Below are 15,390 nucleotides of genomic sequence, written 5' to 3'. Positions count from 1 at the left end.
AGGCAGACCAATTGGTCTGCCTTTTTTAGAGGTTTATTATACTGTTATTTTGGTAATAATCCGGCGCGTTTTAATAAGGCCTCTGGTTGTGGTTCTTGACCTCTAAAGCGTTTGTAAAGCACCATTGGGTTCTCTGTTCCTCCTTGAGATAATATATTATCTTTAAATTTAGCCGCAATTTCAGTATTGAAAATGCCGTTTTGTTTAAAATAATCGAAAGCATCGGCATCTAAAACTTCTGCCCATTTATAACTGTAATAACCCGACGAATAGCCGCCTTGAAAAATATGAGAAAACGCAGTACTCATACAATTCTCTTTTACATCGGGGTATAACTCTGTGTTTCTAAATGCTTCATTTTCGTGCGCTTTTACATCTTTAATCGATGATGGGTTTATAGCGTGCCAAGACATATCTAACATACCGAAACTAAGTTGTCTTAGTGTTTGCATCCCTTCGTGGAATGTTGAAGAGTCTTTAATTTTTGAAATTAATGCCATCGGAATAACTTCTCCCGTTTCATAATGTGTTGCAAATAGCTCTAAAGCTTCTTTTTCGTAACACCAATTTTCTAACATTTGGCTTGGTAATTCTACAAAATCCCAATACACGTTAGCGCCAGAGAGACTAGGGTAAGTAGTGTTTGCAAACATACCGTGCAAAGCGTGACCAAACTCATGAAATAAGGTAGTGACCTCATTAAACGTTAAAAGGGAAGGTCTGCTTTTTGTTGGTTTTGTAAAATTGCATACGTTAGAGATATGTGGTCTTTCGTTAACTTTATTCTCGATGTATTGTGATTTGTAAGAGGTCATCCAAGCTCCATTTCTTTTGCCTGCTCTTGGGAAAAAATCAGCGTAAAAAATGGAAACTAACGCCCCCGTTTCGTCAGTTACTTTATAGGTTAGTACTTCGTCGTGGTATTTGTCGATCGTGGTAATTTGTTCAAACTCTAAACCGTATAATTTTTTTGCAATTGTAAATACACCCTCTATAACGTTTTCTAACTTGAAATAAGGTTTTAGTTTTTCGTCATCTAAATCGAAAAGTTTTTGTTTTAATTTTTCAGAGTAGTACGCCGAATCCCATTTTTCTAAACGAGAAATACCATCTAGTTCTTTGGCAAACTGCTGAAGATTTTTAAATTCTTTTTCGGCTGCTGGTTTCGCTTTTTCTAATAGTTCATTCAAAAAGGAGTCTACTTTCTCTGGTGTTTCAGCCATGCGTTCTTCTAAAACAAAATGCGCGTGTGTTTTATAACCTAACAGCTGAGCACGTTGGTAACGTAGGTTAGCAATATCCAACACATTCTGCTGGTTGTCTAAAGCGTCACCTTTAAAAGCTTTACTACCAGATGCTTTAGCTAGTTCTTCTCGTAATGCGCGATTATCGGCATAAGTCATAAATGGAATATAACTGGGGTAATCTAAAGTAATAAGCCAGCCCTCTATATCTTTACCTTCTGCTAACTGTTTTGCAGCTTCTTTGGCGCCTTCTGGTAAACCCGACAAATCGTTTTCGTTGGAAATTACCAATTGGTATTTATTAGTTTCGGCCAAAACGTTTTCCCCAAACTTTAAACTTAGTTGGGCCAGATTTTTATCGATATCACGCAGTTTAAGTTGGTCGTCTGCATTTAAATTAGCACCATTCCTAGAAAAGCTTTTGTATGTTTTATCTAACAACGTGTGCTGTTCGGTGGTGAGTTGTAAAGTGTCTTTATTAATGTAAACGGTTTTTACGCGTTTAAACAATGCCGCATTTAATGTGATATCGTTGCCGAACTCTGAAAGAATAGGCGAGAGCTCTTGTGCTATTTTCTGAATCTCTTCGTTGGTTTCGGCAGAATTCAAATTAAAAAAGATACTAGCAGCACGATCCAATTGCTGCCCGCTAAACTCTAATGCTTCAATCGTATTTTTAAAAGTAGGTGATTCAGGATTATTTACAATGCCATCAATCTCCTCTTTTGTCTCTTCAATTAATGTTGTTATGGCGGGTTTATAGTCTTCAGTATTAATTTTAGAAAACGGTGCCGTGTTATATGGTGTGCTAAAGTGTTTTAAAAGTGTATTCATTGCTGTTTAATTTATAAAAAAATGTTAAATAATGAAAAATGCATTGTAATAAGTCGTAATAATCATTACATTCGCACTTGATTTTTTCCTGTGAGCTGGTTACTCACTTAAAAATTATTGATTAATAGCGATGAAAAGCCTCAGATTTATCTGAGGCTTTTTTTTTGTGTGCTAAGAGTAACAAAATCCTTTAGTTCATCTGCTTTAAAATATGCCGAAGAGTAAAAGTAAAAAAAGCCCTGAAAATCAGAGCTTTTTTTATGTTATTGTTTTATTATTTTAGCGGCGTCCTCGACTTTAAGTTTCAAGCCTTCTTTGTACACTATAATTTTGTCCAGCACACAAGAATCATGGCTACCAATAATTTGTGCCGCTAAGATACCCGCGTTTTTAGCACCATTTAAAGCAACGGTAGCTACTGGGACACCCCCTGGCATTTGTAAAATAGATAAAATAGAATCCCAACCATCTATAGAGTTGCTGCTTTTTACGGGGACTCCAATAATTGGTAGCGGAGATAATGAGGCTACCATTCCTGGTAAATGTGCAGCACCACCAGCGCCCGCTATAATTACCGATATACCTCTAGTGTGCGCATTTTTGCTGAATTCGAATAATTTTTCTGGAGTGCGGTGTGCAGAAACAATATCGACTTCCACTTCAATATCAAATCCTTTTAAAATATCGATGGCGTCTTGCATTACAGGAAGATCGCTATTGCTACCCATTATTATGGCTACTTTACTCATTTGTTTGTGTTTTAATGTTGTGATTAGCTTATAACTCTAATCGTATTTTTTACTTGTTCTGCAATCTGTCGCGCAGTGTCTAAATTTTCATTAACAATGGTAACGTGTCCCATTTTCCGGAATGGTCGGGTTTGTTTTTTACCATAGATATGTGGGGTAACCCCTTCCATTTCCATAATTTTTTCGATATTCTCGTAAACCACATCGCCAGTATAATTTTCGGCACCGACCAAATTAACCATTATACCACCCAATTTACTTTTTGTTTCTCCTAACGGAAGGTTTAAAACAGCGCGTAAATGTTGTTCGAACTGAGAGGTGTAACTAGCCTCAATAGTTTGATGCCCAGAATTGTGAGGTCTTGGCGCGACTTCATTAATTAAAATGGTGTCATTTTTTGTTAAAAATAATTCTACAGCTAAAAGCCCTACGTGGTTATAGGCTTTGGAAACGGCTAAAGCGACCTCTTGCGCTTTTTGGGCAATGGATTCGGTAATTCGTGCCGGACAAATAACGTATTCTACTTGGTTGGCTTCTGGGTGAAATTCCATTTCAACAACCGGATAGGTTTTAACATCACCAGCGCTATTTCTAGCAACAATTACGGCTAATTCAGTCTTAAAATCGACTAATTCTTCGGCAATACATTCGCCTTTTGGTAGGTTTTCTAAATCGTGTAGCGTTCTAACCATTTTAACGCCCGTACCGTCGTAGCCAAATTGAGTACATTTCCAAACAAAGGGCAGTTTTAATCCGCCGTTAGAAATAGCATCTTCAATTTCAGAAAGATAGGCAAAGCGAGAAAATGCTGAGGTTGGTAAATTATGATCTAAATAAAATAATTTCTGAGTAGCCTTATTTTGTATCGTTCTTAAATTCTTAGAAGAGGGATAGACTTTTATGCCGTCGTGTTCCAGTTTTTCTAAAGCATCCACGTTTACATTTTCAATTTCGAAAGTCAAGACATCTACTTGTTTTCCAAAATTATAAACGGTGTCAAAATCCATTAAATCACCTTGAAAGAAACGGTTACATGCAATTTTACTGGGTGCTTCAGCGCTTGGGTCTAAAACGTATGTTTGGATGTCAAATTTTCGTGTTTCATTGAGTAGCATTTTGCCTAGTTGGCCACCACCAAGTATTCCCAGTTTAAATTCTGATGAAAAGTAATTCATTGTTTTTGCTTATTTTAGAATACAAATTCATAATTATAAGCGACAGACTATAAATTTAGCTTATAATTATCAAGATATATAGTACAAAAATACATTTAAATATGAAAAGAGCGTCTAAAAAACGAGTTCAAAATCGAATATCGTTATACAAATCCTTATCTTTGCCCCTTTCGTAAAAACAACCTTATGATAAAGCTCCACGATAAATATTTTAAGCCGTTTATATCTGCAGAAGAAATAGAGGAAGCTATAACACGTTTAGCTCAAGAGGTGGCAAGCGATTTAAAGGATGAAGTGCCTGTATTTGTAGGTGTTTTAAACGGATCTTTTATGGTAGTAAGCGATTTTGTGAAAAAATATCCAAAACCGTGTGAGGTGACCTTCATTAAATTAGCGTCTTACGAAGGGGTTAAGTCTACTGATGATATTCAACGTTTAATTGGTTTAACACAAGACTTATCGGGGCGTACAGTTGTTATTCTAGAAGATATTATTGACTCTGGAAAAACACTAAAAGAAATACACAGGATTTTTGAAAATGCAAACGTAAAACAGTTGCTTATTGCGACTCTTTTTTACAAACCTGAGGCCTATAAAAAGGATTTTAAACTGCATTATATCGGTATTAAAATTCCTAATAAATTTATTGTAGGCTATGGTTTAGACTACGACGGATTGGGACGAAACTTACCAGAAATATACCAATTAAAAACAACACAACATATGACAAATATAGTATTATTTGGCCCTCCAGGAGCAGGTAAAGGTACGCAAGCAAATTACTTAAAAGACCAATATAATCTTGTACATATTTCTACGGGAGATGTTTTTCGGTTTAATATAAAAAACAAGACGGCGTTAGGTGTTTTAGCTAAATCTTTTATAGATAAAGGCGAATTAGTACCAGACCAAGTAACTATCGATATGTTAAATACTGAAGTCGAAAAAAATGCTGGAGCAAAAGGATTTATTTTTGATGGTTTTCCGCGAACGCCTGCTCAAGCAAAAGCTTTAGATCAATTAATGAGTGATAAGGACTCACAAATAGATGCAATGATTGCCTTAGAAGTAGAAGATGAAATACTTGTAGAACGGTTGTTAGAACGCGGTAAAACAAGCGGAAGACCTGACGATGCAGATGAAGGGATTATAAGAAATAGAATTAAAGAATATTATAAAAAAACAGCGGTATTAAAAGAGTTCTATACAGATCAAAATAAATATTTTGGTGTCGATGGTATAGGGTCGATTGAAGATATTACAGAACGTTTAAGCACAGTAATAGATACATTATAAGAAATTAATCACGTTTAAATTTAATTACAGCTCAACTAAAATACCCTTAATACAAACTAATACAATGACTGAAGGAAATTTTGTAGATTACGTAAAAATGCACGTAACTTCTGGTAACGGAGGGAAAGGATCGTCGCATTTACATCGTGAAAAATACATTACAAAAGGAGGACCAGATGGAGGAGATGGAGGTCGTGGTGGACACGTTATTATGCGTGGAAACTCTAACCTTTGGACATTATTACATCTTAAATATAAACGACACTTTCGTGCTGGACATGGTCTACACGGTAGTAAAAGTCGCAGTAGTGGTGCCGATGGAATAGATGTGTACGTAGATGTGCCTCTAGGAACTGTTGTTAGAGATACCGAAACGAACGAGATTCTTTTTGAAATCACCGATGAAGGTGAGGAAATAATTGTTGCCGAAGGAGGAAAAGGAGGGCTGGGAAACTGGCACTTTAAAACGCCTACAAACCAAACTCCACGGTACTCGCAACCAGGAATTCCTCTATCAGAAAGTGAAATCACGTTGGAACTTAAAGTGCTTGCCGATGTTGGTTTAGTTGGATTTCCTAATGCCGGAAAATCAACGTTATTATCTGTGGTCACTTCTGCAAAACCTAAAATTGCCGATTATGAGTTTACAACTTTAAAACCTAATTTAGGTATTGTGCAATATCGCGATTTCCAAACTTTTGTAATGGCCGATATCCCTGGGATTATAGAAGGTGCTGCCGAAGGTAAAGGGTTAGGGTACTATTTTTTACGCCATATCGAGCGAAATTCTATTTTATTGTTTTTAATTCCAGCCGATGCGCCAGACATTAAAAAACAATATGATATTTTGTTGGACGAGCTACGTCGTTACAATCCAGAGATGTTAGATAAAGAACGCATTGTTGCGATCTCAAAATGTGATATGCTGGACGACGAATTAAAAGCGGAGCTTAAAGTAGAGCTAGATAATGAATTGCCAATTCCATACTTGTTTATTTCATCTGTAGCCCAACAAGGCTTAATAGAGCTTAAAGATAAGTTATGGGCCATGTTAAATAAATAACGTCTATACCACTGCCGTGAAAGAGAAAGTTAGAACTATTATAGAAAATGGCGACACTACTTCAAGTCGTGTTTTTGCTTTTTTTATTCAAGGGCTAATATTACTGTCGGTAGTAACGTTTTCTATTGAAACGCTTCCAGATTTAGAGCCAGACACACGCTTTCTCTTAAGGATTTTCGAGACGTTTTGTGTGGTTATCTTTTCTATTGAATATATACTAAGAATTTATGTGTCTGAGAAAAAGCTGAAATTTATTTTCAGCTTTTACGGCATCATTGATTTGCTGGCTATTCTTCCATTTTATATTGCTATGGGAGTTGACTTACGATCGCTAAGAGCACTTCGTTTTTTACGATTGTTTAGGATCCTTAAATTGGTGCGCTACAATAAAGCGATGAATCATTTTAATGCTGCAATTAAATCAGCAAAAGAAGAAATATTACTCTTTATATTAATCACGCTTATTTTAATGTATTTTTCGGCAGTAGGCATCTATTATTTCGAAAACGAAGCACAGCCAGAACACTTTTCGTCTATTTTCGATAGTTTGTGGTGGGCTATTATTACGCTAACAACGGTGGGTTACGGCGACGTTTACCCGGTTACGGTTGGTGGTCGAATCTTTACTTTTTTTATTTTAATGATTGGTTTAGGTATCGTGGCTATTCCAACAGGTATTATTTCTTCAGCACTAACACGGTCTGTCGATAAAAAGGACTAAATCTTAATTAGACTTTTTTTTCGATAAACGATTCAAGGTCGTTTCACTTTTAAAACTAAGAAACAAGACCAAATTATTACCATTTGTTAAACGCATAACAAACCTTAAAAAGCCTTCTCTATATCTTTAAATTTATTTCTAAAAAAGTAAGATGTCGGTTTAAAAACTATCGAAATAATCTGTTTTGAACGGGTTAATTAAACTATATTATTTTTAATCGGCCGCTAATGATTATATTTATTGAAAATCTAGAACTATGAAATTTATTAAACTCCTCCTACTGTGTGTCTTTTTGGGCTCTTGTAGCGCTATTCAAGTGACATCGGATTATGAAAAAACAGCTACGTTTTCAGAGTATAAAACCTATAACTATTTCTCTAATATAGAATCAGGTTTAAATGAATTGGACGATAAGCGTTTAATTATTGCCATTACTAAAAGTCTGTCAAAACAAGGATTATCGGTTTCTGAAACGCCTGATTTTTTAATCGATTTTAAAATGTCTCAACATCAAGAAGCGCCACGAAATAATGTAGGCGTTGGTCTTGGCGGCGGAAACGGAGGTATTGGTTGCGGTATCTCTATTGGTATTCCTATGGGGCAAAATAAAGTGAATCAGAGTCTTTTAATTGAGTTTGTAGACGACTCTAAAATGGGGTTGTTTTGGCAAGGTAAAGGTGAAAGTAGTATGAATCCTAAAGCATCTCCTGAGCAACGAGAATCTTATTTTCGTGCTGTTGTAGATAAGATATTCACGCAATATCCACCCAAACCAAAACAGTAAACTTTATCATTTTGATAACTTTTAAAATACTGTAATCCGTTGCCTTTTTTGTAATTTTGAGTAAAACAGAATACAAATGACAACATTAAAAAATAAAGTAGCCCTTATTACAGGAGGAACAAAAGGAATAGGATATGGTATTGCCGAACGTTTATTACAAGAAGGTGTAAACGTAGCCGTTACAAGTCGTACATTACAATCTGCTCAAGAAGCAGCCGAACGATTGAATGCTAATTCTAAAACGGAAGCAAAAGCCATAGGTTTTCAAGCCGATGTTAGAAATCTTAAAAGTCAGCAAGAAGCAGTAAACGCCGTTGAAGATGTTTTCGGACAGCTAGACGTTATGGTTGCTAATGCTGGAATAGGGCACTTTGCAAGTATTGAAGACATCACGGAAGAACAATGGAAAGACACTATTGACACTAATCTAACTGGGGTTTTTAATTCTATTAAAGCCAGTGTGAATGCTTTAAAGAAAACAAAAGGTTATTATTTAACAATTTCAAGTTTAGCAGGCGAGAACTTCTTTGCAAACGGTTCTGCATACAACGCCAGTAAATTTGGTGTTACAGGATTTACGCAAGCGGTAATGTTAGATTTACGTCAGCACGGTATAAAAGTAAGCACGATTATGCCAGGATCGGTAGCCACTCATTTTAACGGACATACGCCAAATGATGCAGATGCTTGGAAAATTCAAAGCGAAGATATTGGCGAATTAGTAGCCGATGTATTAAAAATGAATCCAAGAACGTTACCAAGTAAAATTGAGGTAAGACCAGCGATGCCGCCTTCAAAATAAGAGAATAGAAAATAATTTATAGTATAAAAAAGAGGCCGCGAAGCCTCTTTTTTGTGTTGTAATGTCTGTGTAATTAGTAGTGATTCTGGCAAAAATATTTATTGTATTTCTAAACGAAGCGCCATGGTCCGTTCAGGTGTAGTCGAGAACTTGCGTGTTACGTTATACGTAATTAAAATTGCTTTCTTTATAATACTTCATCATTTATATTGGCTATTATTTACTCTTTGGTGGTAATACGAATCCCTTCGCTATGACTTGTAAATTCTGGTGCGTACATACTTTGAATGGTTGTAATGCCATTACTCATTTCTCCGGCGTTGGTAACGCGTAAATCGTATTCGAAAACGTAAATGCCTTTTGGTAAATAATCAAAAAAGAAATGCGTTGCCGTATCTTTCGTAGATTCATAATACCCTAAACCGTCTTGGTGTTTATATTGCGATAATACGTTTATGGGTTCTAAGCCTGACGCACGCATATCTTTTAAATGCACAAATTCCATAGCGCGATCACTTCTTATTTCAATGCGCACACGAATAGCATCACCCACATTAAGCGTTGTATTTTTTGTGATGTCAGTTAAGAGTTCACCAGTATCTGTTTGCGTTTTCTTAAAGAGTTTTTTTTGTAGTTTAAGAGGTGTTTCGGCAAAAGTAATGGCCTCTAAATCTTCAAAATATTGCCAGTATAAACCGGCCCAAGCAATGCCATTTCCTTTTTTAGTAAGGGTTACGTCAGCCAACTCTGGTTTTATTTCTGTGGTGTTCCAACTCGTTTTGTAATAGCCTGTTCCGGCTTCAACTTTTACATTTTCAAGAGTCTCCGGAGAAAGGGGTTGTCCTCCAATCGACACCTCTACACTGTCGGTAACACTTAACCAATCACTACTTTGTAATAGTAAGGCATAGACGGCATTGGTTGTTGCTTTTGTGGTTTTCCAACTATTCGTTTGCTTGTTTTTAAGCAACCATATTTTTAAGTTATCTATAGTTCCGGTTTTACGTACTGAGGTCTCTTCAATTTCAGAGAACGCTTCAATAAGTAGCGATTGCGTTTCAATAGGCGCTTCGTACCACTGCCAAGAACTTGTGTTTTCTTTCCAATACATTCCTAATTCTTCTGATGTAATACTAGTTTCTCTAAGCGATTCTAAAATCTGGTGAGCTGTCGCTTTATCACCATTTCTATTCGAAATTAACCCCATCATTCCTTTCGCATAAAGAGAACGCTGTAACCAATACGCATTGATTTGCGATTGATAATAGTCCATTATTTTGCGTACTTCTTTCGTTGTTTTTACGTCCTTAAAGAAGCTTCGCATGTACAAATACTGTAATTGACTATAGCTCAAATGATCTGCCGATACGTCTACATTAGCGCTGTATTTTGTTAAATCGTTGTATTCCTTCACAAATTGCGTATCTAAATACCCAATGGCTTTACTAATCATTTTACTATTAGATTCTGTGTTTACACCCAATGTTTTAAGATGCCCAAAGCCCGAAATAATATGTTGCGTGATAAATCTATTTTCTCGGTATTGCCCAAACCAAGACCACGCACCGGAGTCCATTTGATTATTTTCTAGTTTGCGAATCGCTTTTGATAATCCATTCGTCATTGTGTTAAAATCAAAAAGTAGTGCGATACGTTTTTTTTGTTCTGTCTCGCTTTCAGCATCTCGCAACCATGGCGTTTCTTCAATTAGAATAGATTTCAATTCTGGGTTTTTTTCTAGAGTACTGAGTAAACCATCGTGAGATTTCCATTGGTTAAAAACCCTTTTTATTTTTGGATTAGATGACACAATGGAGTGTGCCAAACTATTTGCATAATAGCGCGAAAAAATCTGTTCGTTACAATCGTAAGGGTAATCCATTACATACGGTAAAGCTTGCACCGCATACCACGCAGGATTACTTGTTATTTCTAATGTCAGTTTATGATGTTTTAACGTTTGTGAGGTCGTTGTTTTTAATTTATCGAGCGTAAATGTTTTCGTTTCATTACTACCAACCCACATAGTCAAAGTCTCGGTAACCAACATTCTATTGGTTAAAACAGGTAATACGTTTTGCTCACCATCACTATAATTCCCCGATTGTGCTAAAATTTTATAGGTCACGGCTTGGATGTTCTTCGGAATCGTTAATTGCCAAGAGACTTGTGTATTTCCTTTTTCGGCTACTGTAAACGCACGTTTGCTATTGCTATTATTCAGTTGGGCATCAATAGGGGTATTAGTAACCGCATCGAACAACTGAAGCACCGCCGTACCTTTTAATTCTTTATTGGTAAGATTTGCAATTTTTGTACTAATTGTTATGCGATCACCTTCACGTAAAAAACGAGGCGCATTTGGAATAACCATCAATTCTTTTTGGGTTACAGCATCCAAGGTTTTTATAGAACTTTCTAAGGTTTTAGTATGTGCAAGCAACTGTAATTTCCACTGTGTTAAAGCTTCGGGTGTCGTAAAGTTAAAACTAATAGTGCCATCCTTATCTGTTTGTAATTGTGGGAAGAAAAAAGCCGTTTCTTGAAGATTCTTTCTAATCTGTACATTGGAGAAATCGTTATTTGCAGCATCTTGTTTGTCCTCAGTTATATGTTTTTCTGCGACTTCATAGGAATCCTCCTCTTCCATAGGAGCACCTTGAATGTCTGCCTCTTGATCACTAATTCCTTTAGCATAAGTTAATTCAGGACGATTGCGCTTTATTCCTAAAGCGCTAATAACAACCTGTTCTACGTTATCATCATCTGCCATGGATAAATTATAAATGGTTTGTGAAGTTATTGGTTTTTTCTCTGTGACATAGCCTAGAAACGAATACACGACGTGACTCTGTAGTTTTACCTTAAGGGTGTAGTGACCATCGAAATCTGTTTGTGTGCCATAAATTGTACCTTCAACAATAATATTTACACCAGGAAGTGGTAATCCATTTTCGTCGAGAACTATTCCCGAGATAACTTTGTCGAATGTTGGCATTTGCCTTCTTCTTGATTGTAAATCACGTAAATAATATTTGTATTGGTTCTCATTCCCAAAATGCAAGCCAAACCAATTAAAACTGTCATAGTTTTTTGGACTAGGGAAATAATTGTACGATTGATTTAGTTGTACTTTAAAATGGGAATTTGAAAATGCATGATAAGCAGACCGTCGAGACTGTGAGTAGTATTGTGGTTGATACAGTGGTGAAAATTGCCATTGCTGAGGTTTAAATTGGTCTAGTGAAGCATCGTACATGCTTGCTAAAAGCTCGGCAGATACTTTTTCGCCCTGCGGACCTTTTATTTTAAACGACCAGGTTTCATCAGTTCCAGGCTGAAGTTTATCTCTAAATGTTAGCGTTTCAATCTCTAAATCAGATTTAGGATAAGGCACGTTTATAGTTAACGCAGAACTATAAAAACTATTAAAAGCAGCATAGCTAACATGAACAACAAATCCGCCGTAATCGTTAGCTGTTACAGGCACACTAATGGTTTTCTTGTTAGCACGTAGCGGTACGGTGTACGATTTTATAATTTTATGGTCTTTCTCAATATCTACATTAATAATTAAGTCTTCTGCAGCTGTTGCCAAAGTAATTTCTGCCGTGTCATTAGGCGCATATTCTACTTTATTGGTTGTAAGTCTAAAAAGCTGATTATCGGCTATAACCGTGTCGTTATTACTATAAATAGATGTTCTTATTTCATCTTTAACAGTTAACCCGGAAGGGTCCTTAGTTTCATACGTTATAATATACGCCCCAGAATCCCACCGTTTTATATTTCCTAGAGATATAGCTGTTAGTGAGTCGGTAGTAACTGTTTTTTCAAAAACTAATGCTCCCTTTTCCCAGTTTTCACTGTGGTCTTCATTGGTATACGCTTCGTGTGGAAAAAGTGTTTTAAAGTCTTCTTTTGTAAAATTCTGATAGTCTGGCGCTTCCCAAGGTCGCGGCCTTAATACGTAATCTGGTGCTTGTAGTTTGTATATTTTTAAGCTTCCGGTGGTCGAAATAAATGCATCATTTAAGTTTTTCGCCGTTAATTGAAGCGTATGTTTTTTATTCGATTTTTCTAGCTGATCTGCAATAGAGAGAGCTGCCGTAATAGTATGGTATCCCGCTTTTACATAAGTGGTTGCGCTTTGGGTTTCTCCATTTATATCGGTAACATCAACTGTAATTTCATAAGTAAAAATAGGGAGTCCTTTTTTATCGACATTCGCATCTGGAATAGCCTTAAAAGGTATGGAATATTCTCCTTTATTATTTGTAGTGGTTTCACCGTGCGCTATTTCTTGCTCCGGTTGTTGTGGCGCATAACGCGATCTGTAAAACCACGGTGCGTATTGAATGTTTCTTTTAACACGATAGACCACTTTAGCATCAGTAATTGTAGATCCTGCAAACGCTAAGGCTTCACCTTTTACGGTAACGCTATCGTTTACTTTTATGGTTTCAGTAAGGGACTTGAATGTCGTTTTAAATTTTGGACGTTTGTATTCTTCAACACTAAAAATGGTTTGACTATTTATTCCATACTTTTCATTTTGCTCTTGTAAACGAATAGCAAATGGCCCCGTTAATCCTGTGTTTGGAAGGATAAATTCACCGGAAATCGATCCGTAGTCATTTGTTATAAGTTCTAAAGTACTAAGTTCTTTGCCATTAACATCAATCAATTTAGCACTCGTTTTATAATCGCTAACTACTAGCGATCTATTACGATCAACATCAATAACAATCCCTTTAAAAAACACGGTTTGTCCGGGTCTGTATATACTACGGTCGGTAAATAAAAAGGACTTATAGCTTGTTTTTTCGGGCATATTCTTGGGGTAATACCCACGTAAGTATACGTTTTTAAATACGGCTGTGTCTGCTCCGTTGGTTACCGTTAAGCTAAAGTTGCCGTATCTATCTGTTTTGTCTTTTACGTGTATTTTACCGTACGCATCGGTTGTTATCGTCTTTTTGCTCTTTTTATCTTCATAGGTAATCGTAACTTCAGCCTGAGTAAGCGGTTGTCCGTTATTGCGATCTATAAACTGAAAAACTTTAAATTCATGATCATGGTATTCTATATAAGCTGTATTAGTAACTTGTACTAGGTTATGCGCTATGTTTATACCGTCATTTTCGGCTGTACCGACTATTAAATAGCGACCGTTTCCCAATTTTGGGACTAAAATTTCAATGGTGTGCGACTGATAATCGCTTTCATCAATTAAAGGCGCTTTCCACGTTTTTGTTGCAGATAACTTACCGATAAAAGCCTTTTCTTCTTCAATTTTATGAAGGTCGTTAAAGTTAGTAATTTCCTTTTCCGATAGGGCATAAGCTGAAAATTCTAATTGCTCAATGTTTTTATAGGTAACTAATAGCTTGGCATTTTTATTAATTGGTAAATTCGACTCTGTTTGAATGCTAAGAGATCGACTTAAAATTCTTTGCTTTAAAAGGGCACAGTGTTCTGCACTGTTAGTTTCTGGATGTTTTTTAATAACGAATTCACAAAGTTCTACAGCGTCTTTTATTTTCCAACGTACGTCAGGATTTGAATTGCTGTCATATTGCAACCCTTGTTTATATAATAAATGTGCTATTTCATAATCATATTGGGCTTCGCTTTCCGTTCCTGTGTTTTTATCACTTTCTTTTTTAAAACTATCTATTAATAAATTCTCTTTGTCGGCAACAACGGTATTAGCATGAACATAGTACAATCTGCTAATATTAACATCGGTTAAAGCTGTTTTATCTGGGTCATTTAAATGAAACTGGATTAATTTCTGATAAATTTTTAAAGCCTTCAATTTAGATGAAAGAGAGTCGGTTGATTGAATAAATAACTTAGAAAATGTTTCGGCAGCACTAAAATAGTTAGGATTGTCAATGTTAAAGGCATCGGCAGGTTTTGTTATACTTGCATCTGAAGCTTTATAGAAATCTAAGGCATTATGACTTAAAAAATCGAACAAGGTAGGTCTGTATAATTTCGAATCTTTTTTTTGAACCAAAAGTATATTGTAATTGTTTAAATCGGTTTGTTGAAGCAGGGATTCGTTTTGTAGAGAATTATCAAAATGCAGTTGAATGTCTTCAATTAGCGTTGTTAAATCCCAAGTTCTAAAATCTTCGGCATCTACTTTTTCTTCCGTTTTAGTCCGATTGTAGAATTGATAGCGATGCGCTTTAAAGTATTGCCAGTAAAGATTAGCAAGTACATTTTCTAAAATATTTTTAGTGGGAGCTGTACTCGTTTTAATTTTGGCTTTAAAAGCATTTACAATTTGTAATTGCGCGTCTTCCTTTAAAATTAAAGCAAACTTGCTTTTAAAAAGCAACACTTTAATCTGTTGAGGTTCGTTATTATCGGCTGTTGCTTTGGCTTCAATAGTTTCCACTATTTTTAAAGCCGATTTTGGCAACCCATTAACTTCCTCAAATTCAACAGCACGCCATAATTGGTCGTAGCTTTTATCTTGGGAAAAGGAGGCGTTAGCAAAAAATATAATCAGTAATAAGATAACGTGATTTTTCATAAACATCATTTTTAAGCAATTTATCGTATTGTACTTTTATAAAAAATAAGAACTACGCAAACGACGCGTTTTAATGCGTGAACGCCTCTTTTTTGAAGGTGTCACTTTTAATTGTTGCGCTAAAATCAAAAACAATACCAATTAGAATACTATTTTAGCTCTAATTTATAAT

The 15,390-nt window shown here is 35.9% G+C and carries 9 protein-coding genes; 5 read left to right on the top strand and 4 right to left on the bottom strand.

Features of this window, described 5'->3' with window-relative positions:
- Nucleotides 1-44: 44 nt before the first annotated feature.
- The 3 genes from ES677_RS07900 to ES677_RS07890 form a co-directional block, all read right to left on the bottom strand.
- The gene (locus tag ES677_RS07900; protein ID WP_148380954.1) at nt 45-2,078 is read right to left on the bottom strand and encodes a M3 family metallopeptidase; all 2,034 of its coding nucleotides are present in this window, start codon (nt 2,076-2,078) and stop codon (nt 45-47) included.
- Between the two features lie 263 nt (nt 2,079-2,341).
- Entirely contained in the window at nt 2,342-2,827 is a 486-nt protein-coding gene (gene purE, locus ES677_RS07895; RefSeq protein ID WP_148380953.1) for a 5-(carboxyamino)imidazole ribonucleotide mutase, read from the bottom strand.
- Nucleotides 2,828-2,850: 23 nt separating this feature from the next.
- Entirely contained in the window at nt 2,851-4,002 is a 1,152-nt protein-coding gene (locus tag ES677_RS07890; RefSeq protein ID WP_148380952.1) for a 5-(carboxyamino)imidazole ribonucleotide synthase, read from the bottom strand.
- Nucleotides 4,003-4,188: 186 nt separating this feature from the next.
- Here ES677_RS07890 and ES677_RS07885 point away from each other — a divergent pair, with 186 nt between their 5' ends.
- From ES677_RS07885 to ES677_RS07865, 5 genes are all read left to right on the top strand, one after another.
- Nucleotides 4,189-5,298: an adenylate kinase gene (locus tag ES677_RS07885; protein ID WP_148370019.1), complete on the top strand. Its 1,110-nt coding sequence runs from the start codon at nt 4,189-4,191 to the stop codon at nt 5,296-5,298.
- 64 nt (nt 5,299-5,362) lie between these two features.
- A complete protein-coding gene (gene obgE / locus ES677_RS07880) occupies nt 5,363-6,361 on the top strand; it encodes a GTPase ObgE (protein ID WP_148370018.1) in 999 nt (332 codons plus the stop codon).
- A gap of 16 nt (nt 6,362-6,377) precedes the next feature.
- Nucleotides 6,378-7,082, top strand: a complete 705-nt coding sequence (locus tag ES677_RS07875; protein ID WP_148370017.1) for an ion transporter — start codon at nt 6,378-6,380, stop codon at nt 7,080-7,082.
- A gap of 256 nt (nt 7,083-7,338) precedes the next feature.
- Nucleotides 7,339-7,866, top strand: a complete 528-nt coding sequence (locus ES677_RS07870) for a DUF4136 domain-containing protein (RefSeq protein ID WP_148380951.1) — start codon at nt 7,339-7,341, stop codon at nt 7,864-7,866.
- 76 nt (nt 7,867-7,942) lie between these two features.
- Nucleotides 7,943-8,668 carry an SDR family oxidoreductase gene (locus ES677_RS07865; RefSeq protein ID WP_148380950.1) on the top strand — a complete coding sequence of 242 codons (726 nt, stop codon included), beginning with the start codon at nt 7,943-7,945 and terminating at the stop codon, nt 8,666-8,668.
- Between the two features lie 220 nt (nt 8,669-8,888).
- Here ES677_RS07865 and ES677_RS07860 read toward each other — a convergent pair whose 3' ends face one another.
- The gene (locus ES677_RS07860) at nt 8,889-15,218 is read right to left on the bottom strand and encodes an alpha-2-macroglobulin family protein (RefSeq protein ID WP_148380949.1); all 6,330 of its coding nucleotides are present in this window, start codon (nt 15,216-15,218) and stop codon (nt 8,889-8,891) included.
- Nucleotides 15,219-15,390: the final 172 nt, after the last annotated feature.

Source organism: Bizionia gelidisalsuginis, assembly GCF_008086185.1.
Taxonomy (GTDB): domain Bacteria; phylum Bacteroidota; class Bacteroidia; order Flavobacteriales; family Flavobacteriaceae; genus Bizionia; species Bizionia saleffrena.
Note: the sequence above shows the minus strand (reverse complement) of the source record. Positions and strands in the feature narration are given on the sequence as shown.

Excerpts from the sequence above, each read along its gene's own strand:
- ES677_RS07900 (WP_148380954.1), bottom strand. The coding sequence starts at position 2,078 with ATGAATACACTTTTAAAACACTTTAGCACACCATATAACACGGCACCG.
- purE (WP_148380953.1), bottom strand. The coding sequence starts at position 2,827 with ATGAGTAAAGTAGCCATAATAATGGGTAGCAATAGCGATCTTCCTGTA.
- ES677_RS07890 (WP_148380952.1), bottom strand. The coding sequence starts at position 4,002 with ATGAATTACTTTTCATCAGAATTTAAACTGGGAATACTTGGTGGTGGC.
- ES677_RS07885 (WP_148370019.1), top strand. The coding sequence starts at position 4,189 with ATGATAAAGCTCCACGATAAATATTTTAAGCCGTTTATATCTGCAGAA.
- obgE (WP_148370018.1), top strand. The coding sequence starts at position 5,363 with ATGACTGAAGGAAATTTTGTAGATTACGTAAAAATGCACGTAACTTCT.
- ES677_RS07870 (WP_148380951.1), top strand. The coding sequence starts at position 7,339 with ATGAAATTTATTAAACTCCTCCTACTGTGTGTCTTTTTGGGCTCTTGT.
- ES677_RS07865 (WP_148380950.1), top strand. The coding sequence starts at position 7,943 with ATGACAACATTAAAAAATAAAGTAGCCCTTATTACAGGAGGAACAAAA.
- ES677_RS07860 (WP_148380949.1), bottom strand. The coding sequence starts at position 15,218 with ATGAAAAATCACGTTATCTTATTACTGATTATATTTTTTGCTAACGCC.